The sequence below is a fragment of the Mycobacteroides salmoniphilum genome (genome assembly GCF_004924335.1).
In the GTDB taxonomy this organism is placed as follows: Bacteria; Actinomycetota; Actinomycetes; order Mycobacteriales; family Mycobacteriaceae; genus Mycobacterium; species Mycobacterium salmoniphilum.
In genome coordinates this window covers 2,378,114-2,396,986 of record NZ_CP024633.1, presented here as the reverse complement: position 1 = coordinate 2,396,986, position 18,873 = coordinate 2,378,114, and the positions used below count along the sequence as shown (strand labels likewise).

The 18,873-nt window shown below is 64.7% G+C and carries 21 protein-coding genes; 17 read left to right on the top strand and 4 right to left on the bottom strand.

Annotation, left to right across the window (positions count from 1 at the left end; all coding sequences use genetic code 11):
- The first annotated feature begins 39 nt into the window (after positions 1 to 39).
- The 8 genes from hisD to hisI are packed head-to-tail and all read left to right on the top strand — an operon-like array spanning position 40 to position 6,400.
- Positions 40 to 1,341 carry a histidinol dehydrogenase gene (gene hisD, locus DSM43276_RS11835; protein ID WP_078329929.1) on the top strand — a complete coding sequence of 434 codons (1,302 nt, stop codon included), beginning with the start codon at positions 40 to 42 and terminating at the stop codon, positions 1,339 to 1,341.
- Positions 1,338 to 2,471 (top strand): histidinol-phosphate transaminase, encoded by a 1,134-nt coding sequence (locus tag DSM43276_RS11830; protein ID WP_078329930.1) that lies wholly within the window; start codon positions 1,338 to 1,340, stop codon positions 2,469 to 2,471. Before hisD ends, DSM43276_RS11830 begins: the two co-directional genes overlap by 4 nt.
- A complete protein-coding gene (gene hisB / locus DSM43276_RS11825) occupies positions 2,468 to 3,091 on the top strand; it encodes an imidazoleglycerol-phosphate dehydratase HisB (RefSeq protein WP_046253775.1) in 624 nt (207 codons plus the stop codon). The genes DSM43276_RS11830 and hisB overlap by 4 nt, the downstream gene beginning before the upstream one ends.
- Complete coding sequence (gene hisH / locus DSM43276_RS11820; protein WP_078329931.1) at positions 3,088 to 3,738, top strand: imidazole glycerol phosphate synthase subunit HisH; 651 nt, start codon at positions 3,088 to 3,090, stop codon at positions 3,736 to 3,738. The genes hisB and hisH overlap by 4 nt, the downstream gene beginning before the upstream one ends.
- Positions 3,735 to 4,466: a bifunctional 1-(5-phosphoribosyl)-5-((5-phosphoribosylamino)methylideneamino)imidazole-4-carboxamide isomerase/phosphoribosylanthranilate isomerase PriA gene (priA, locus tag DSM43276_RS11815; RefSeq protein ID WP_078329932.1), complete on the top strand. Its 732-nt coding sequence runs from the start codon at positions 3,735 to 3,737 to the stop codon at positions 4,464 to 4,466. The genes hisH and priA overlap by 4 nt, the downstream gene beginning before the upstream one ends.
- A 1-nt stretch (position 4,467) precedes the next feature.
- On the top strand, positions 4,468 to 5,283 hold the full coding sequence (locus DSM43276_RS11810; RefSeq protein ID WP_078329933.1) for an inositol monophosphatase family protein: 816 nt from the start codon (positions 4,468 to 4,470) through the stop codon (positions 5,281 to 5,283).
- Positions 5,280 to 6,053, top strand: coding sequence for an imidazole glycerol phosphate synthase subunit HisF (hisF, locus tag DSM43276_RS11805; RefSeq protein ID WP_078329934.1), 774 nt, complete (start codon positions 5,280 to 5,282; stop codon positions 6,051 to 6,053). Before DSM43276_RS11810 ends, hisF begins: the two co-directional genes overlap by 4 nt.
- Positions 6,050 to 6,400, top strand: a complete 351-nt coding sequence (gene hisI / locus DSM43276_RS11800) for a phosphoribosyl-AMP cyclohydrolase (RefSeq protein WP_078295581.1) — start codon at positions 6,050 to 6,052, stop codon at positions 6,398 to 6,400. Before hisF ends, hisI begins: the two co-directional genes overlap by 4 nt.
- 10 nt (positions 6,401 to 6,410) lie before the next feature.
- Here the strand turns inward: hisI and DSM43276_RS11795 are convergent, their stop codons facing one another.
- From DSM43276_RS11795 to DSM43276_RS11780, 4 genes are all read right to left on the bottom strand, one after another.
- On the bottom strand, positions 6,411 to 6,869 hold the full coding sequence (locus DSM43276_RS11795; RefSeq protein WP_078329935.1) for a peroxiredoxin: 459 nt from the start codon (positions 6,867 to 6,869) through the stop codon (positions 6,411 to 6,413).
- Between the two features lie 10 nt (positions 6,870 to 6,879).
- Entirely contained in the window at positions 6,880 to 7,308 is a 429-nt protein-coding gene (locus tag DSM43276_RS11790; protein ID WP_078329936.1) for an HIT family protein, read from the bottom strand.
- 296 nt (positions 7,309 to 7,604) lie between these two features.
- A complete protein-coding gene (locus DSM43276_RS11785; protein WP_078329937.1) occupies positions 7,605 to 10,418 on the bottom strand; it encodes an MMPL/RND family transporter in 2,814 nt (937 codons plus the stop codon).
- The gene (locus DSM43276_RS11780) at positions 10,415 to 10,858 is read right to left on the bottom strand and encodes an MmpS family transport accessory protein (RefSeq protein ID WP_078329938.1); all 444 of its coding nucleotides are present in this window, start codon (positions 10,856 to 10,858) and stop codon (positions 10,415 to 10,417) included. Before DSM43276_RS11780 ends, DSM43276_RS11785 begins: the two co-directional genes overlap by 4 nt.
- A gap of 350 nt (positions 10,859 to 11,208) precedes the next feature.
- Between DSM43276_RS11780 and DSM43276_RS11775 the strand changes: the two genes are divergently transcribed.
- The 9 genes from DSM43276_RS11775 to sugE all read left to right on the top strand — a co-directional run bounded on the left by DSM43276_RS11775 (position 11,209) and on the right by sugE (position 18,841).
- Positions 11,209 to 11,700 carry a MarR family winged helix-turn-helix transcriptional regulator gene (locus DSM43276_RS11775; protein WP_078329939.1) on the top strand — a complete coding sequence of 164 codons (492 nt, stop codon included), beginning with the start codon at positions 11,209 to 11,211 and terminating at the stop codon, positions 11,698 to 11,700.
- Positions 11,701 to 11,775: 75 nt separating this feature from the next.
- Complete coding sequence (locus DSM43276_RS11770) at positions 11,776 to 13,311, top strand: anthranilate synthase component I (protein WP_078329940.1); 1,536 nt, start codon at positions 11,776 to 11,778, stop codon at positions 13,309 to 13,311.
- On the top strand, positions 13,304 to 13,936 hold the full coding sequence (locus tag DSM43276_RS11765) for a TIGR02234 family membrane protein (protein ID WP_078329941.1): 633 nt from the start codon (positions 13,304 to 13,306) through the stop codon (positions 13,934 to 13,936). Before DSM43276_RS11770 ends, DSM43276_RS11765 begins: the two co-directional genes overlap by 8 nt.
- A 93-nt stretch (positions 13,937 to 14,029) precedes the next feature.
- Positions 14,030 to 14,848, top strand: a complete 819-nt coding sequence (gene trpC / locus DSM43276_RS11760) for an indole-3-glycerol phosphate synthase TrpC (protein WP_078288115.1) — start codon at positions 14,030 to 14,032, stop codon at positions 14,846 to 14,848.
- 105 nt (positions 14,849 to 14,953) lie between these two features.
- A complete protein-coding gene (gene trpB / locus DSM43276_RS11755) occupies positions 14,954 to 16,228 on the top strand; it encodes a tryptophan synthase subunit beta (protein WP_078329942.1) in 1,275 nt (424 codons plus the stop codon).
- Positions 16,225 to 17,055 carry a tryptophan synthase subunit alpha gene (gene trpA / locus DSM43276_RS11750; RefSeq protein WP_078329943.1) on the top strand — a complete coding sequence of 277 codons (831 nt, stop codon included), beginning with the start codon at positions 16,225 to 16,227 and terminating at the stop codon, positions 17,053 to 17,055. Before trpB ends, trpA begins: the two co-directional genes overlap by 4 nt.
- Positions 17,052 to 18,083 carry a prolipoprotein diacylglyceryl transferase gene (gene lgt, locus DSM43276_RS11745; protein WP_078329944.1) on the top strand — a complete coding sequence of 344 codons (1,032 nt, stop codon included), beginning with the start codon at positions 17,052 to 17,054 and terminating at the stop codon, positions 18,081 to 18,083. The genes trpA and lgt overlap by 4 nt, the downstream gene beginning before the upstream one ends.
- Positions 18,080 to 18,436: an NINE protein gene (locus tag DSM43276_RS11740; RefSeq protein WP_078329945.1), complete on the top strand. Its 357-nt coding sequence runs from the start codon at positions 18,080 to 18,082 to the stop codon at positions 18,434 to 18,436. Before lgt ends, DSM43276_RS11740 begins: the two co-directional genes overlap by 4 nt.
- A 90-nt stretch (positions 18,437 to 18,526) precedes the next feature.
- Positions 18,527 to 18,841, top strand: a complete 315-nt coding sequence (gene sugE / locus DSM43276_RS11735) for a quaternary ammonium compound efflux SMR transporter SugE (protein WP_078329946.1) — start codon at positions 18,527 to 18,529, stop codon at positions 18,839 to 18,841.
- The last annotated feature ends 32 nt before the right edge of the window (positions 18,842 to 18,873 follow it).

The following is an 18,873-nucleotide window of genomic DNA, read 5'->3' as shown; positions in this document are numbered from 1 at the left end:
CTTCGCGCAAGCGGCTCATCGCTGCTTCGCCGTATCGACATGCGTGGTGCGAACCTGTCCCCGTCCCATCTGCGCTCTGCCCTTCCGCGGGGCGGGACCGACGTCGATGCGGTGCTGCCGACGGTGCGGCCCGTCGTAGAGGCGGTCAGGGACCGCGGCGCCGAGGCCGCACTGGAATTCAGCGCCCAGTTCGATGGCGTTCGCCCCGCGACCGTCCGTGTTCCGGCCGCGGAGCGGGAGCGCGCCCTTGCAGAGCTGGACCCGGCGGTGCGGGACGCGCTCGAGGTGGCCATTCTGCGGGCACGTGCGGTGCATGCCGATCAGCGTCGCCAGGACACGGTGACCACCGTCGCGGATGGCGCCACCGTCACCGAGCGTTGGGTTGCCGTCGAGCGCGTGGGCCTATACGTTCCGGGCGGTAACGCCGTGTACCCGTCGAGCGTCGTGATGAACGTCGTCCCGGCGCAGACAGCCGGGGTGGGATCGCTCGTCATCGCCTCACCACCGCAGGCCCAGTTCGGCGGGCTGCCTCACCCGACGATTCTCGCGGCCGCACAGCTACTCGGCGTCGAGGAGATCTGGGCAGTGGGTGGTGCGCAGGGTGTCGCGCTGCTGGCGCACGGTGGGACCGATACCGACGGTGCCGAGCTCGCATCGGTCGACATGATCACCGGGCCCGGCAATATCTACGTGACCGCGGCCAAGCGGTTGTGCCGATCGCTGGTAGGCATCGACGCCGAGGCCGGCCCCACCGAAATCGCCGTGCTCGCCGATGAGACCGCCGATCCGATACATGTGGCCGCGGACCTGATCAGCCAGGCCGAACACGACGTGCTGGCGGCGAGCGTGCTCGTCACCACGAGCGAGAAGCTGGCCGACGCGGTGGTGAAAGAGACTGCCGCACAGCTGGAGACGACGGTGCACGCAGAACGCGTCACCGCCGCGCTGACCGGCACTCAATCCGGAATCGTTCTCGTCGATGACCTCAGTGCGGGAATCAAGGTCGTGAATGCCTACGCGGCCGAGCACTTGGAAATTCAGACGGCCGATCCGGTGCCGGTGGCCGCGCGCGTACGCAATGCCGGTGCGATCTTCCTGGGGCCATGGTCGCCGGTAAGCCTCGGCGACTACTGTGCCGGATCCAATCACGTACTCCCCACCGCCGGATGTGCACGGCATTCCAGCGGGCTGTCCGTGCAGACCTTCCTGCGCGGTATCCACATCGTGGATTACACCGAGGCCGCTCTCAAAGAGGTTTCCGGACACGTGATCACGCTCGCCAACGCAGAGAATCTGCCTGCGCACGGTGAGGCGGTTCGACGCAGGTTCGAGCGATCATGAGCGCTCTGATCGGCAGCGCGGCCCGACTCGAGGACCTGCCGCTGCGGGACAGCCTGCGCGGCAAGAGTCCTTACGGCGCACCACAGTTGACCGTGCCGGTGCGGCTGAACACCAACGAGAACCCGCACGAGCCGTCGGCCGGTCTCATCGACGATGTGGCGGACTCGGTCCGACGGGTAGCTGCGGACCTGCATCGCTACCCGGACCGGGACGCGGTGGCCTTGCGTACCGATCTGGCGGCCTACTTGGCAGAGCAGACGGGTGTGCCCGTGGGTGCCGAGAATGTATGGGCGGCAAATGGCTCCAACGAAATACTGCAGCAGCTGCTGCAGGCCTTCGGTGGTCCGGGCCGTACCGCGTTGGGGTTCACGCCGTCCTACTCGATGCACCCGATCATTTCCGATGGAACCCAGACCGAATGGCTGCAGGCCCAGCGTTCGGAGGATTTCTCGCTGGATATCCGCACGGCGGTCGCGGCGATTCGGGAGCGTCAGCCCGACGTTGTGTTTGTGACGAGCCCCAACAACCCGACGGGACAGTCTGTTCCGTTGGAGGACCTGCGTCAGATCCTTGACGCGGCTCCCGGAGTGGTGATCCTGGATGAGGCATACGGCGAATTCTCGGCGGCGCCCAGTGGAATCACGCTTGTGGACGAGTATCCGGCGAAGCTGATCGTAAGCCGCACCATGAGTAAGGCCTTCGCCTTCGCGGGAGGACGGCTTGGATACCTGGTGGCGGCGCCGGCCGTTATTGACGCGCTGCTCTTGGTGCGGCTGCCGTACCACCTGTCGGTGCTCACCCAGGCCGCCGCTCGCGCCGCGGTGAAACACCGCGCCGAGACCCTCGGTAGCGTCGCGACGTTGGTTACCGAACGCATCAGAGTGTCGGAGGGGTTGTCGGCCAGCGGATTCCGGGTTATTCCCAGTGACGCGAACTTCGTGCTGTTCGGCAGATTCGTTGATTCGGCGGCGAGCTGGCAGCGGTATCTCGATGCGGGCGTTCTCATCCGGGATGTCGGGATTCCGGGGTATTTGCGTGTCACCATCGGGCTGGCGAGCGAGAATGACGTGTTCTTGAAGGTCAGCGACACACTGGCCGCGACGGACCTAGAGAAAGGTGCGCCCTCATGACAGCATCCGCGTGGAACCGGGTGGCACGAGTAGCCCGCGCCACCCGCGAGTCGGACATCGTGGTGGAACTGAACCTGGATGGCACCGGTCAGGTGCACATCGATACCGGAGTGCCGTTCTTCGACCACATGCTCACCGCCTTGGGGACGCACGCCAGTTTCGATCTGAAGATCACCGCCAAGGGGGACACCGAGATCGAGGCGCACCACACCGTGGAGGACACCGCCATCACTCTCGGGCAGGCACTCGCCGAGGCGCTGGGGGACAAGAAGGGAATCCGCAGGTTCGGGGATGCCTTCATCCCGATGGACGAGACCCTGGCCCATGCCGCGGTGGACGTCTCGGGCCGACCGTACTGCGTGCACACCGGCGAGCCGGACCACCTGCTGCACACCACGATCGCGGGCTCTTCGGTTCCGTACCACACCGTCATCAATGCGCACGTGTTCGAGTCGTTGGCGCTCAACGCGCGGATCGCGCTGCATGTGCGCACCCTGTACGGTCGCGACCCGCACCACATCACCGAGGCCCAGTACAAGGCCGTGGCCAGAGCGCTGCGCCAGGCCGTCGAGCCCGATCCGCGGGTCACCGGCGTGCCGTCGACCAAGGGCAGCCTGTGACCGGTGCTGGGCCCAAAGTCGTTGTTCTCGACTACGGTTCGGGCAATCTAAGATCCGCACAGCGCGCACTGGAAAGAGTCGGTGCCGACGTCACGGTGACCGCCGATGCCAATACGGCGCTCAATGCCGACGGTCTGGTCGTCCCCGGCGTTGGCGCCTTCGCGGCGTGTATGGAGGGGCTGCGCGGCATTGACGGCGAGCGCATCATCGACGTTCGGCTGTCCGGTGGCCGCCCGTTACTGGGCATCTGCGTCGGCATGCAGATCCTGTTCGGTCACGGTATTGAATTCGGTGTCGACACCGAAGGATGCGGCCAGTGGCCAGGCGTGGTCAGCCGCCTGGACGCACCGGTCATCCCGCACATGGGCTGGAACACCGTCGATGCCCCGACCGGGTCGGACCTGTTCGCCGGGCTGGACGCCGACACGCGCTTTTACTTCGTGCACTCCTACGCGGTGCAGAAATGGGAGCTGGAAACTCCTGCCGAGTCGCCCATTGCGAAGCCGCTGCTGACATGGGCGACCCATCACGTGCCGTTTATCGCGGCGGTGGAGAATGGGTCACTTGCTGCCACACAGTTCCATCCGGAGAAGAGTGGTGACGCGGGGGCCGTGTTGTTGAGCAATTGGGTGAAGGGAATCTCTTGAGTCTCGTTCTATTACCAGCGGTCGACGTCGCCGACGGCCAGGCCGTGCGCCTGGTGCAGGGCAAGGCGGGCAGTGAAACCACCTACGGCTCACCGCGTGATGCGGCGCTGGCGTGGCAGAACGATGGTGCCGAGTGGGTGCACCTGGTGGACCTGGATGCCGCCTTCGGACGCGGTTCCAACCGCGAGCTGCTGGCCCAGGTGGTCGGCGAGCTCGATGTGAAGGTGGAGCTCTCCGGTGGCATCCGGGACGACGAATCGTTGGCGGCAGCGCTCGCAACCGGTTGCGCCCGAGTCAATCTCGGCACTGCCGCGCTGGAGGACCCCGAATGGTGCGCCTCGGCCATCGCCCGGCATGGTGAACGGGTCGCGGTGGGGCTCGACGTCCAAATCGTGGACGGCGAGCACCGGTTACGCGGCCGTGGCTGGGTCAGCGACGGCGGCGACCTCTGGGAGGTGCTGGAACGTCTGCGCTCACAAGGGTGTTCGCGTTACGTGGTCACCGACGTCACGAAGGATGGCACCCTCACCGGGCCGAACCTCGAACTGCTGGCACAGGTCGCGGGTGTGGCGAACGCGCCTGTCATTGCCTCGGGCGGGGTTTCGAGCCTGGATGACCTGCGGGCCATCGCAGAACTGACCGGGGCCGGTATCGAGGGCGCGATCGTCGGAAAGGCCCTCTACGCCGGCCGTTTCACCCTGCCCGACGCGTTGACTGCCGTTTCCTGATATGCCTACGACTGCGGAGCTGGCTGCGCTGATTTCTGAGGCGTCCGCGATTCTGGACGTGGCGGCGCAGCGTTTCGTGGCCGGGCACGGGGCCGATGGTGTCGTCTTCAAGGGCGGCAAGGACTTCGCCACCGAGGAGGACCTGGCCATCGAACGGATGGTGGTGGCGGCACTCAACGAGCGCACCGGAATCAGTGTGCACGGTGAGGAATTCGGCGGTCCGGCCGTCGATTCCGGGCTGGTCTGGGTGGTCGACCCGATCGACGGCACCGTGAACTACGCGGCGGGTTCACCGATGGCGGCAATTCTGCTCGGGCTGCTCTCGGATGGAGAACCGGTCGCCGGCCTGACCTGGTTGCCGTTCATGGGGGACAAGTACACAGGCTTCACGGGTGGTCCGCTGGTGCGCAACGGCGTGCCGATGCCGCCGTTGCCCCGCGTCGATCTCGCGGATGTGGCGGTGGGGCTGGGCACCTTCAATGTGGACTGGAAGGGCCGGGTGCCGGGGCGCTATCGACTGGCGGTGCTGGAGAAGCTGAGCCGCATCACGTCGCGACTGCGTATGCACGGCAGCACCGGGATCGATTTGGCGTTCACCGCGGGCGGGATACTGGGCGGTGCGGTGAGTTTCGGCGCGCACGTGTGGGACCACGCTGCCGGTATCGCACTGGTTCAGGCCGCGGGCGGTCACGCGACGGACCTCGGCGGCAATCCCTGGACCCCCGAATCGCCGTCGGTGCTGGTGGCCGCGCCCGGCGCGCACGAACAGATCCTCGAAGTACTGGCTGAGGTCGGGGATCCGGAGGACTACCGATGAGTGTTGCTACCCGTGTCATCGCCTGTCTTGACGTCGACGATGGTCGAGTGGTCAAGGGTGTGAACTTCGAAAACCTGCGTGATGCCGGAGATCCGGTGGAGCTCGCCGCCGCATATGACGCCGAGGGTGTGGACGAACTGACGTTCCTCGACGTCACCGCCTCGTCCTCGGGTCGGGCGACGATGCTGGATGTGGTGCGGCGCACCGCCGAGCAGGTGTTCATTCCGTTGACGGTGGGCGGCGGCGTGCGATCGGTGGAAGACGTCAACGTGCTGCTGCGCGCCGGTGCGGACAAGGTCGGCGTCAACACCGCGGCAATCGCGCGCCCCGAGCTGCTGGCCGAGCTGGCACAGCGGTTCGGATCGCAGTGCATTGTGCTGAGCGTGGATGCGCGCCGGGTCCGCGAGGGTGACACGCCGACGCCGTCGGGATGGGAAGTCACGACCCATGGCGGCCGCACGGGCACCGGGATCGATGCCATCGAATGGACAACGCGCGGAGCTGAATTGGGGGTAGGGGAGATCCTGCTCAATTCCATGGACGCGGACGGCACCAAGGCGGGGTTCGATCTCGCGATGATCACGGCCGCGCGTGCGGCGGTGGACGTTCCGGTGATCGCCAGTGGCGGGGCCGGCGCTGCTGCGCATTTCGCGCCGGCAGTCAAGGCCGGGGCCGACGCGGTGCTGGCGGCCAGTGTCTTTCATTTCCGCGAGCTGACCATCGGCGAGGTGAAAGCGGCCATGGCCGCAGAAGGGATCACCGTGCGATGAGCGAGCTCGATCCGGCCATTGCCGACCGCCTGAAGCGTGACTCAGCCGGCCTGGTGACCGCGGTGGTGCAGGAACACGGCACGGGCACGGTGTTGATGGTCGCCTGGATGAACGACGAGGCCCTGGCGCAGACCCTGGAGACGCGACGCGGTACCTACTTCTCGCGGTCGCGTCAGCGCCTGTGGGTCAAGGGCGAGACGTCGGGTCACACCCAATACGTGCACGCGGTGCGGCTGGACTGTGACGGCGACACGCTGGTACTCGAAGTCGATCAGACCGGACCGGCGTGCCACACCGGCGCGCACAGCTGCTTCGATGCCGATGAACTCCTGAGTGAAGAGCGTTAGGTTGCGCGTGCTACTTGCGGGCGCGGAGGAACTCTAAGGCCTTGTCCGCGTGCGCGTTCATATTGAGCTCGCTTGCGAACACCTCAAGCACCGTCTTGTCGGTGTCGATGATGAACGTGGTCCGCTTGACGGGCGCCAGCTTGCCCAGCAGTCCGCGCTTGACGCCAAACGCCGTGGAGATCGCCCCGCCCTTGTCCGAGAGCAGTGGGTAGTCGAACTTGCGCTTGTCGGCGAAGTCGGCCTGCTTTTCGACCGAATCGACGCTGATGCCGACGCGCGAGGCGCCTACTTCCTTGAATTCGCTTGCCAAATCCCGGAAATGGCAGGCCTCGGCGGTGCAGCCGGGCGTGTTCGCGGCGGGATAGAAGAACAGCACGACGGGCCCGTCGGCCAGGAGCGCGGACAGGCTGCGGGTTGTTCCGGTCTGGTCCGGAAGTTCGAAGTCGGCGACACGATCACCAGGTTTCATGAGTCGAACGCTACGCCAGCGCGCGGGACAGTCGGTTTCCCAGGGCGCTGATCGCGTGCAAGTCACCACGGATGCCGGGCGCCCAGGGCAGTCCCAGCCGGTCTTTGGACTTGTTGACATACCGGGGGATCACGTGGAAGTGGAAATGGAACTCGGTCTGCCATGCGTGCGCGCCGCAGCAATTCAGAAGGTTCACGCCATCGGCCCTGAGTTCGGTGACGACTGCGTGGGCGATCCGCTGGGCGGTCAACGTGACTGCGCTCAGATCATCGGCCGGTATCTCGAGCAGATCCTTGCTGTGCCGCTTCGGAACCACCAGGAGATGTCCGTCTGAGGCGGGGTTGATGTCCATGAAGGCATAGGTTTTGGCATCCTCCGCGACGCGTACGCCGGGTACGACACCGGAGACAATCCCGCAAAACAAGCACTCGTCAGCCACCGCTTTACGCTAGAGGCGTTGACCTATCGAACGGGTGTTCGATACCCTGGGGGTCCGAGAAGTGCGGCCGGACAGGCCCGTATATCGGCTCGACCTGATGAGGTGCGACGTGCCATCGAAGAACGTGACGGTGTTCCTACCCGGCGGCGCGGTATGGGAGTTTCACTGGGAGTTGCGCTGGCGTACCCGGTTTCCCCGGCACTCCCGGGCCGGCGCGCGAGCGTCGTCCGGCGAGCAACCGAGTGCCCCGAACGGCATGCCCGGGCCGCACATGCGGTCCCAGGCATGCCGCCACATCAGCGGGCGGGTAGCGGGCGTGACCGGATCACCCGGGGCCACCAGAACAACGGCCCGAGCAGCCGGGCAATGGCGGGGGTGATGAACGACCGCACGATGAGCGTGTCCAGCAGCAGGCCCAGGCCGATGATGGAGCCAAGCTGGCCCACCGACAGCAGATCGCTGGACAGCATGGCCATCATCGTGGTCGCGAACACGATGCCCGCGGTGGTGACGACCTTGCCGGAGTTGGCCACCGCACGGATCAGACCGGTGTTGAGCCCTGCCTTGCTCTCCTCCAGATAGCGGGAAATGAGCAACAGGTTGTAGTCCGACCCCACGGCCACCAGAATGATGAAGGTGATCGGCAGGTTCAGCCAGCTCAGCGGTATACCGAGGAAGTGCTGCCAGACCAACACGGACAGGCCGAAGGCGCCCGAGTAGGAGAACGCCACTGTGCCGACAATGACCAGTGCCGCCACCACGCTGCGGGTGATCAACAGCATCACCAGGAAAATCAATGCGAACGCCGCGATCGCCGCAATCAGGAGATCGGTCTTGGTGGCGTCCTGGATGTCCCAGTACGTCGCCGCCGCACCGCCCAGATAGACCCGCGATCCGGCCAGGGTCGTTCCTTTGAGAGCCTCCTTGGCGGCGGGCAGATAGGCCTGCGCATGATCAATGCCTTCCTCACTCAGTGCCTCACCGTCGTGGTAGATCATGTAGCGGGCGGATTTCCCGTCCGGTGAGACGAAGTACTTCAGGTCGATCTGGAAGTACGGATTGTCGAAGGCATCGGGGGGCAGGTAGAAGAACTCGTCGTTCTTCGAACTGTCGAATGCATATCCGAGGTCCATCATCTGGCGGCCCAGCTCATTCATCTGGGTGAGCATCGGCCGCATGGTGCTCTGCTCGGTGAGCACGACCTTTCTCATGTTGTCCAGTTCGGCGGCGCTTCTGCCAATAACCTCGACCAGTTGCGGAGTGACCGCGTCCTGGATCACAGCTGCCTTGAGGCTGTCGTCCACCGCATCGGTCATCGAATCGACCTGGTCGGTCATATCGAACAGTGACCTCATCGCCCAGCACATCGGGATATCCGCGCAGTGCGGTTCCCAGTAGAAGTAATTGCGCAGCGGCCGGAACTGATCGTCGAAATTGGCGAGGGTGTCCCGCATGCTCACCGTGACGTTTTTCAACTCCTGTGCACCTTTGAGGGAGATGTGCGCCGATCCTGCCTGCTGCCCGGTGAGCTCCTGCTGTTGGCGCATCAGGGCGGCCATCCGATCGGTGATGTCGGCCATTTGGGTGAACCGATCGGTGAGGTCTGTAAGAAACGGGAGTATCTCGTTGATCTTGGTTCCCATGGTCCCCATCGTGTACGTGAACGACGAATGCTCCAGCGGTGTACCTAGCGGCCTGGTGACGCTCTGGATCATGGCGACACCGGGTGTGTGGAACACCTCGCGCGCCACCTTGTCCAACGCGATCATGTCCGTCGAGTTACGCATGTCGTGATCGGATTCGATCATGAGCATGTCGCTGTTGAGCTTGCTCACCGGAAAGTGCCTGTCTGCCGCGGCATATCCCTGATTCGCCGGGACGTCGTCGGCAATGTATATCCGGTCGTTGTAGTTGGGACGGTACGACGGCAGCGTGATCGATCCGATCAGCACCACAACACTGCTCACCACGAGAATCCGGCCCGGCCAACGCACGGTGACGGTGCCCACCTTGCGCCAAATACCGGCACTTGCCTTGACTTTCGGCTCGAAAACCCCGAAGCGGCTACCCAGCGCCAGCACCGCGGGCCCAAACGTGAGGGACGCCGCGACCGCGACGAGCGTCGCCGCCGCGCACGGGATGCCCATGGTGTTGAAGTAGTTGAGGCGCGTGAACTGAAGACAGAACGTCGCACCTGCGATGGCCAGGCCGGAGCCGAGGATGACGTGCGAGACGCCTTTCACCGCGGAGTAATACGCCGTCTCCCGATCCTCGCCCGCGTGCCGCGCCTCCTGGTACCTGCCGATCAAGAAGATCGCGTAGTCGGTCCCGGCGCCGAGGATCAACGACACCAGGATGTTCGACGCAAAGACCGAGATGCCGATCAGCTTGTGATAGGCGAGGAAGGCGACAACACCACGCCCGCAAGATAACTCGACCATCACCACCAACAGCGTCAGGAGGGCGGTGGCGACGGATCGGTAGACGATCAACAGCATCACCGTGATGATGGCGATCGTCACGTACATCAGGCGGATCATGCTTTGGTTGCCCACCTGAAGCATGTCCGTGGATAGCGGGGCCGAGCCGGAGACGTACACCTTGACCCCGTTGGGGGGCTGGATCTCGGCGACCAGCTCGCGGACCGCACGGATGGATTCGTCGGACACCGTCGAGCCCTGGTCGCCGGCGACCCGAACGAGGGTGTACGCGGCTTGCCCGTCGGAGCTCTGCACGCCCGCTGCGGTGGTGCCCTGACCCCACAGGTTCATCACGTACTGGACGTGCTTCTTGTCGTTCTCCAGCTTGCTGGCCAGCGCGTCGTAGAACCTGTGATCGGCATCGTTGAGCTTGTGATCACCCTCCAGGATGACCATCGCCAGGCTGTTGCTATCGGATTCCTGGAACGATTCGCCAATGTGAATCAGGGCCCGGGATGACGGAGCGTCGAGCGGTACCAGCGGGCCCTGGTTCGCGTCGGTGACGGGTTCGAGCTGCGGAACCACGGTGTTGATCAGGACGGTGAACGCCGCCCAGGCGAGTACCACCAGTATGGAGAACTTGCGAATTATCCTGGCGAAGAACGGTTTCTGTGTGGAATGTGCGCTCATGCGGACAGCACCTGGCACCAGACGCCGGCGTGCTCGCCGGTTGCGGTGTGCTCCGAGCGCACTAAGCCGTCAACGGTGATGCGGCAGCCGACATTTTGGCCTGCCACCTGTGCCGTGATGTCGCCGGTCGCGGTCGTCAAGACTGTCGTCTCGGTGTGTGTCCACGGCAATGAGGTGGGCTGGATATCGACCGGTCTGTTGTTGGTGTCCCAGTAGCTCACCCTCGCCCAGCCGCCGTAGTCGCCAAACACTTCGTAGACGATGTTCTTGGGATTGAACTGGACTACGGCGAAATTGCCTCCCGGGCTGTGTGTTCGGTCCTGCGAGCCGAAAACCCCGTGTGCGAACTTGATGGCCAGTCCTGCGGTCAGAAGTATGGCCAGGGATAGGAGCGGCAACCAGGTCTTATTGAGTATGCGACGGCTCCTGGAGATGCTCATAGCTAACCCTTTCCGTCCTTAAGATATGACCTTCGGGCATGCGGACATGGCGGCACGTATTCGCAGCGTTACTTATGTCTTACTGCAAGAATGTGTCGGTCATCATTGACCCGTTGACGTTCCACGTCGCTCGTTCCCGGATCTGTCGTCACAGCACAGGCAAAGTCCTGAACGGATGCGTGACGAATACTATATAAGTTAAGTAATTGGTGTCTAGTCAGTGTGACGCAGACCGCGCCGGTCCAGTTGTCACCGATGTTGCCGAGCTTGCGGGCAGGGCGCGCAGAGTTCGATAGCCTTAGGTCGGCACGTGCACATCCCGCGGTCGAGAGGATCCAAGAAGGGACGCGATGGTGGTCAAGGAGAGTTCGATCACTGTGCGCGATTGGTCGCAGAACAGGCCCGATCTCGACACAGCCTCCATGGAGATCATTGGCTTGCTGAAGCGTGCCTCGGGTCTGCTCGCGCGCGCGATTGAACCTTTGTGCACGTCCGCGTCTATCCCGGAGCCCGAGCACGACATTCTCATCGTGCTGCGATATCGCAAAGGTCCCGTCATCGCTCGGCACATCGCCGAAGAGCTTGGCGTATCACAAGCGTGGGTGAGCCGAACGCTGCGCAAACTCGAGGAGCGTGGATACGTCACTCGGGAGGCCAGCGTCAATGACCGGCGAGCGGTCATCATCAGCATGACGGATAGCGGACGCGCGGTGGTTGACGAGCATTTCCCGGAGCGGTTGCTTATCCAGTCCGCGGCTCTCGCCGGACTGGGCGAAGATCGCGACGCTGTGGTGGGAGGGCTGGAGCGCCTTGTCGAGTCTTTGCGGGCCTACGAGGGCTAGGCGAATCCCGGGTCGGCTGGCCCGGGTCGGCAACGCGGCCTAATCGGCTCCCAGGGGTCTGGGAGAATAGCTTCCATGCATAGCACCGTCAGTGGCGCCGCGACCACGACCAGGGAAGAATTCAACGCCCTGGCGGCGGCGCATCGGGTGGTGCCGGTGACTCGAAAAGTACTGGCAGACAGCGAGACTCCGGTCTCCGCCTACCGCAAGTTGGGCGCCAACCGCCCGGGCACCTTCCTGCTCGAATCGGCGGAGAACGGTCGGTCATGGTCGCGCTGGTCGTTCATCGGCGCGGGATCTCCGTCCGCACTGACCGTCCGGGACGGTCAGGCCGCTTGGCTGGGGGCCACCCCCGAGGGAGCTCCCGTCGGGGGTGATCCCCTCGATGCGTTGCGGGCCACGATGGACCTGCTGGCAGGCGAGGCGCTGTCGGACCTGCCGCCGCTGTCCGGCGGCATGGTCGGCTTCCTGGCCTACGACATCGTCCGCCGGCTGGAGCGGCTTCCGCAGCAGACGACCGACGACCTGGGGCTGCCGGATCTGTTGCTCCTACTCGCCACCGATATGGCGGCCGTCGACCATCACGAGGGCACCATCACGCTCATCGCGAACGCGGTGAACTGGGATGACACCCCGGAACGCGTCGCCGAGGCCTATGACGGCGCGGTCGCACGACTGGACGTCATGACGGCTGCGCTGGGTCAGCCGCTGCCCTCCACGGTCGCCCATTTCGACCGCCCGGCACCCACATATCGCAGCCAGCGCACCGTGGAGGAGTACAGCGCCATCGTCGACAAGCTGGTCGGCGATATCGAAGCAGGTGAGGCATTCCAGGTGGTGCCGAGCATGCGCTTCGAAATGGAGACCGATGTCGACCCGCTGGAGGTGTACCGGATCCTGCGGGTCACCAATCCCAGCCCTTATATGTATCTGCTCCACGCGCCGGATTCCGAGGGCGGGACGGCGTTTTCGGTGGTCGGATCAAGTCCGGAGGCGCTCGTCACGGTCAAGGACGGAGTGGCCACCACCCATCCGATCGCCGGCACGCGATGGCGCGGCGCCACCGACGAGGAAGACACCCTGCTCGCCAAGGATCTGCTCGCGGACGAGAAGGAACTCTCCGAGCACCTCATGCTGGTCGATCTGGGCCGCAACGACCTTGGACGCGTCTGCACCCCGGGCACCGTGAAGGTCAGCGATTACAGCCACATCGAGCGTTACAGCCACGTCATGCACTTGGTGTCGACGGTGTCTGGACTCCTCGCGGACGGCAAGACCGCACTGGACGCCATTACCGCATGCTTCCCCGCGGGAACGCTGTCCGGTGCGCCGAAGGTGCGCGCCATGGAGCTCATCGAGGAAGTCGAGCTCACTCGCCGCGGCCTCTACGGGGGAGTACTGGGGTACCTGGACTTCGCCGGAAATGCCGATTTCGCCATCGCGATCCGAACCGCGCTGTTCAAGGACGGTCGTGCTTACGTGCAGGCCGGCGGCGGTGTGGTGGCCGACTCCACGGGCGAGTACGAATACAACGAGGCGCGGAACAAGGCCACCGCGGTGCTCAATGCGATCGCGGCCGCCGAAACCCTTACGGGCGCTGCGGATGTCTGATCCGGCCCCGCGGAATCCGGGCCGGAAGCGTCTCCTCACGGGGGCCGGACTGCTCCTGATCGCAGCAAGCGGGTTGTGGGGTGCCTCGAAGCTCACCTGGGTCCGGCTGAGGTCGTTCGACGGTTTGGGGGAGCCCCGCACGATTCTGGTGGCGGGCGCCGAGTGGTCGGCCGCCCTGTTTCCGCTGGCGGTCGCCTTGGTCGCGGCGGCCATCGCCACCCTCGCCATCCGCGGATGGGCGCTGCGGATCTTGGCCGTCCTGGTGGCGATTATCGGGGCCGGCGCGGCCTACCTGGGTGTCAGCCTCTGGGCCATTCGCGACGCCGGACCCCGTGCGGCGGATGTCAAGAACGTTCCGGTATCCACCTTGATCGGCGCCGATCGGCTCTCCGCTGGAGCCACGACCACGGTCATTGCCGCCGTCGTGGCGGTATTGGCCGCCATGACGCTCCTACGGGCCGCGCGGGGAGCCGTGGACACGAAGTACCAGACCCCGGCCGCCCGGCGGACTGACGGCACCGATCCGGGAGACAAGAAGCAGAGCGAGCGGGTGATGTGGGACAGCTTGGACGACGGGAACGACCCCACCCTAGGCCGGGCCGAGGGTTCCTCCGGCCCTACCTGACCCGGTTTTCGTGTGTGACCCCACAGCGGCTACCCTCTGTGAAGTTCGAGTGCGCAGGCGCGGGGGCGCCGCAAGAAGGGAATCGTCGAGGTCATGAGTTCGGGAACCGTACTCGATTCGATCCTCGATGGCGTGCGCGCTGATGTCGCGGCTCGCGAAGCCGTTGTCGATCTCGCCACGGTCAAGGCGGCGGCCAAGGCCGCTCCCAAGCCACTCGATGTCATGGCTGCCCTGCGGGTGCCGGGTATCGCCGTGATCGCGGAGGTCAAGCGGGCCAGCCCGTCGCGTGGTGCGCTCGCAGATATCAGTGATCCCGCCGAGCTCGCGAAGGCCTACGAGGACGGGGGAGCGCGGATTATCAGCGTGCTCACCGAAGGCCGGCGGTTCCATGGAAGCCTCGATGATCTCGACTCGGTACGCGCCGCCGTATCAGTTCCGGTGCTGCGCAAGGACTTTGTCGTCGGTCCGTATCAGATCCACGAGGCGCGCGCCCATGGCGCCGACCTGATCCTGCTGATCGTCGCGGCGCTCGAACAGAACACACTTGTTTCCCTGCTGGACCGCACCGAGTCCCTCGGGATGACCGCGCTGGTGGAAGTGCACACCGAGGAAGAGGCGGATCGTGCGCTGTCCGCCGGCGCGTCGGTCATCGGTGTCAACGCGCGCGATCTGAAAACTCTTGAGATCGACCGGGATTGCTTCTCGCGCATCGCACCCGGACTGCCCAGTGGCGTGATCCGTATCGCCGAGTCGGGTATTCGCGGGACCGCCGATCTGCTGGCCTACGCCGGTGCCGGTGCCGACGCCGTCCTGGTCGGTGAGGGGTTGGTGACCAGTGGCGATCCTCGGGGCGCCGTCGCTGACTTGGTGACTGCGGGCACGCACCCGTCCTGCCCCAAACCGGCACGCTAGTCGATGTCTGACGGTCTTCGCGCAAGCGGCTCATCCAAGTCTGACGACCTTCGCGCAAGCGGCTCATCCAAGTCTGACGACCTTCGCGCAAGCGGCTCATCCACCATGAAGAACACCGGCCTACCGCAGATGAGCGCTGCGATCGCCGAGACCACCGCGCACGATCCCGATGGCGGTGGACATTTTGGCCCGTATGGCGGCCGGTATGTGGCCGAGGCGCTGATGGCCGTCATCGAAGAAGTCACCGCCGCGTACGAGAAGGTCAGATCCGACCGCTCCTTCCTTGACGAGCTCGACCGGTTGCAGACCCATTACGTGGGCCGTCCGTCCCCGCTGTACGAGGCCGAGCGCCTCAGCACCCATGCGGGCGGTGCGCGGATCCTGCTCAAGCGAGAAGACCTGAACCACACCGGTTCTCACAAGATCAACAACGTTCTCGGTCAAGTCCTCCTGGCCAAGAGGATGGGCAAGAACCGTGTCATCGCGGAAACGGGTGCGGGGCAGCACGGCGTCGCCACCGCCACCGCGTGTGCGCTTCTTGGTCTCGAATGTGTGATCTACATGGGTGCCGTCGACACCGCGCGCCAGGCGCTCAACGTGGCGCGGATGCGGCTGTTGGGTTCGACGGTGGTGTCCGTGGAGTCGGGGTCGAAAACCCTCAAGGACGCCATCAACGACGCCATGCGTGACTGGGTGACCAATGCGCATAACACGTACTACTGCTTCGGTACGGCCGCCGGCCCCCACCCATTCCCGGTGATGGTCCGCGATTTCCAGCGCATCATCGGTATGGAGGCGCGGGCGCAGGTGCTGAATCAGGTGGGCAGATTGCCGGACGCGGTCGTGGCCTGCGTTGGCGGCGGCTCGAACGCGATCGGCCTCTTTCATGCCTTCATCGACGACCCGGCGGTCCGGTTGGTCGGATACGAGGCCGCCGGCGATGGTGTCGAGACCGGAAGGCACGCCGCCACATTCACTGGCGGTACACCGGGCGCCTTCCAAGGTTCCTACTCCTATCTGCTGCAGGATGAAGATGGTCAAACCATCGAATCCCATTCGATTTCAGCGGGTTTGGATTACCCCGGGGTGGGCCCTGAACATGCCTGGCTGCGCGAAACCGGACGTGCCGACTACCGCCCGGTCACCGACAGCGAGGCCATGGACGCCTTCCTGTTGCTCTCTCGCGCTGAGGGCATCATCCCGGCGATCGAATCCGCGCATGCGGTCGCAGGCGCACTGAAACTCGGAGCGGAGTTGGGAGAAGGCGCGCTCATCGTGGTGAACCTGTCGGGTCGCGGCGACAAGGACGTTGAGACCGCGGCCAAGTGGTTCGACCTCTTGGACAAGAACGGCACCGACCAGGATGGAACTAGGCCATGACGCAGCCCGGCCGCCTGACCGAAGTCTTCGACAACTGCCGCGCCGAGGGGCGTGCCGCGTTGATCGGGTACCTACCCAATGGGTATCCCGACCTGGACACCTCGATCGAACTCATGACCACGCTGGTGCGGGGTGGGTGCGACATCATCGAGGTCGGGATCGCCTACTCGGACCCGATGATGGACGGCCCGATGATCGCGGCTGCCGCGGAAACCGCGCTCACGAACGGAGTTCGGGTAGCCGACGTCTTCACCACGGTTCGTGCCATTACCGACGAGGGCGGGCACGCCGTTGTCATGTCATACTGGAATCCTGTGCTGCGGTACGGAGTTGACGCGTTCTCGCGTGATCTCGCGGCGGCGGGGGGCCTCGGCATCATCACTCCCGATCTGATCCCCGACGAGGCGCAGGACTGGATCGCCGCCTCGGACGCACATGACCTCGATCGCATCTTCCTGGTCGCGCCGTCATCCACGCCGGAGAGGCTGGAGATGACGATCGGCGCATGCCGGGGATTCGTCTACGCGGCCTCCACCATGGGTGTCACCGGCGCCCGTGATGCGGTCTCGAACGCCGCTCCCGCCCTGGTGAGCAGGGTTCGCGAAGTCTCCGATATCCCGGTGGGTGTCGGCCTTGGCGTGCGCTCGGGCGCGCAAGCGGCGGAGATCGCCGCGTACGCCGACGGTGTCATCGTCGGCTCGGCCCTGGTGGCGGCCGCCCCACACGGTGCGACCGCCGTGCGTACCCTGACTGAAGAGTTGGCTAGCGGAGTGCGGCAGGGCATCAGCTCGAGGACAACCTCGGGAACAACAAGGACAACACTGTGACAGTCGTGAATCTGGCATACATCCCCAGCCCACCCCAGGGGGTCTGGCATCTGGGACCAATCCCGATCCGCGCCTACGCACTGTGCATCATCGCGGGCATCATCGTCGCGCTGGTCATCGGCGATCGTCGTTGGGAGCAACGCGGCGGCGAACGCGGCGTCATCTACGACATCGCCTTGTGGGCGGTGCCTTTTGGGCTGGTCGGTGGACGGCTCTATCACGTGATGACCGACTGGCAGACCTACTTCGGCCCGCACGGTAAGGGACTGGCCAAGGCGATAGCGGTCTGGGAAGGCGGTCTCGGCATCTGGGGGGCCGTTGCTCTCGGAGGTGTCGGTGCCTGGATTGCCTGCCGCCGTCGGGGAATTTCCCTGCCCGCGTTCGGCGACGCTATCGCGCCCGGAATCGTACTGGCCCAGGCAATTGGCCGGTTGGGTAACTACTTCAACCAGGAGCTCACCGGTGGCCCCACCACGCTGCCGTGGGGGCTGGAGCTGTTCTACCGTCGTTCGGCCGACGGTAGCGTTGACGTCCTCAACCTCAACGGTGTGTCCACCGGCGAGGTCGCCCAAGTCGTTCACCCCACCTTTCTGTACGAATTGTTGTGGAACGTACTGGTTTTCGCGCTGCTGATCTTCGTCGACCGTCGCTTCAAGATTGGTCATGGACGGCTGTTCGCGATGTACGTCGCGGCGTACTGCGTGGGACGCTTCTGGGTCGAGTTGATGCGCGTGGATCCGGCGACGCAATTCGGCGGTATTCGGGTCAACTCGTTCACCTCGACGGTGGTGTTCCTCGGCGCGATCGCCTACATCCTGCTGGCTCCCAAGGGCCGTGAGGACCCGGCGACCCTGGGCGGCACCCCGGCGCAGCCCGCAGGCGACGAATCTCTCGAGGCGTCTGCCGCGGAAGATGTCGCGGAAGACTCGAAAGCGACGGAAGAAGACGTCACGAAAGACCCGGTGGAAGATACCGCGGAGGAATCGGCCGACGAATCCGTTGAGAACTCTGGCATTGTGGAGAAATGACCGAGAGCACTCCGCCTCCTTTCGGAACACCTCCGCCGGTACCCCCATCGCCTGGCATTCCGTACCCACCGCCGTATGTGGATCCCGCCGCCCCCTATGGGCGGGACCCGGCCACCGGAGCGCCATACTCCGATAAGTCGAAGCTGGTCGCCGGCCTGTTGCAATTGTTGGGCCTGGTCGGTTTCCTGGGCTTCGGCCGGATCTACCTGGGTCAGACGCTCTTGGGCGTTGTCCAGCTGCTAGTCGGCTGGGCGACATTTGGAGTCGGAGCCCTTATCTGGGGAATCATCGACGCGGTCTTGATCTTCGGCGGCAAGGTCAGCGATAAGGCGGGTCGCCAGCTTCGGGACTAGCCCGACGGCTGTGAGACAATGATCTTGACCGGGACGGCCCGGTAATTCTTCGCCAGGGGACGGCCTCACCGAAATGCGGAGGTATCTCTCATGGTTTGGCTGGTCCTTCTTCTCGCGGGTCTGCTCGAGGTGGGCTGGGCCATCGGCCTGAAATACACCGAGGGTTTCACCCGGTTGTGGCCAACCGTAGGCACCGTCGGATCGATGATCATCAGCATCGCGCTACTCGGCATCGCGATGAAGAGCCTGCCAGTCGGCACCGCATATGCGATCTGGGTGGGAGTTGGCGCTGTTGGTACCGCGATCCTGGGCATCGTGTTGTTCGGCGATTCGGCCAACGTCTGGCGGCTGCTCAGTCTCGGATTGATCGTCGCCGGCATTATCGGTCTGAAATTGGCCTCCTGACAACGTAAACCGGGCAAGGTAACCGCTGAGTG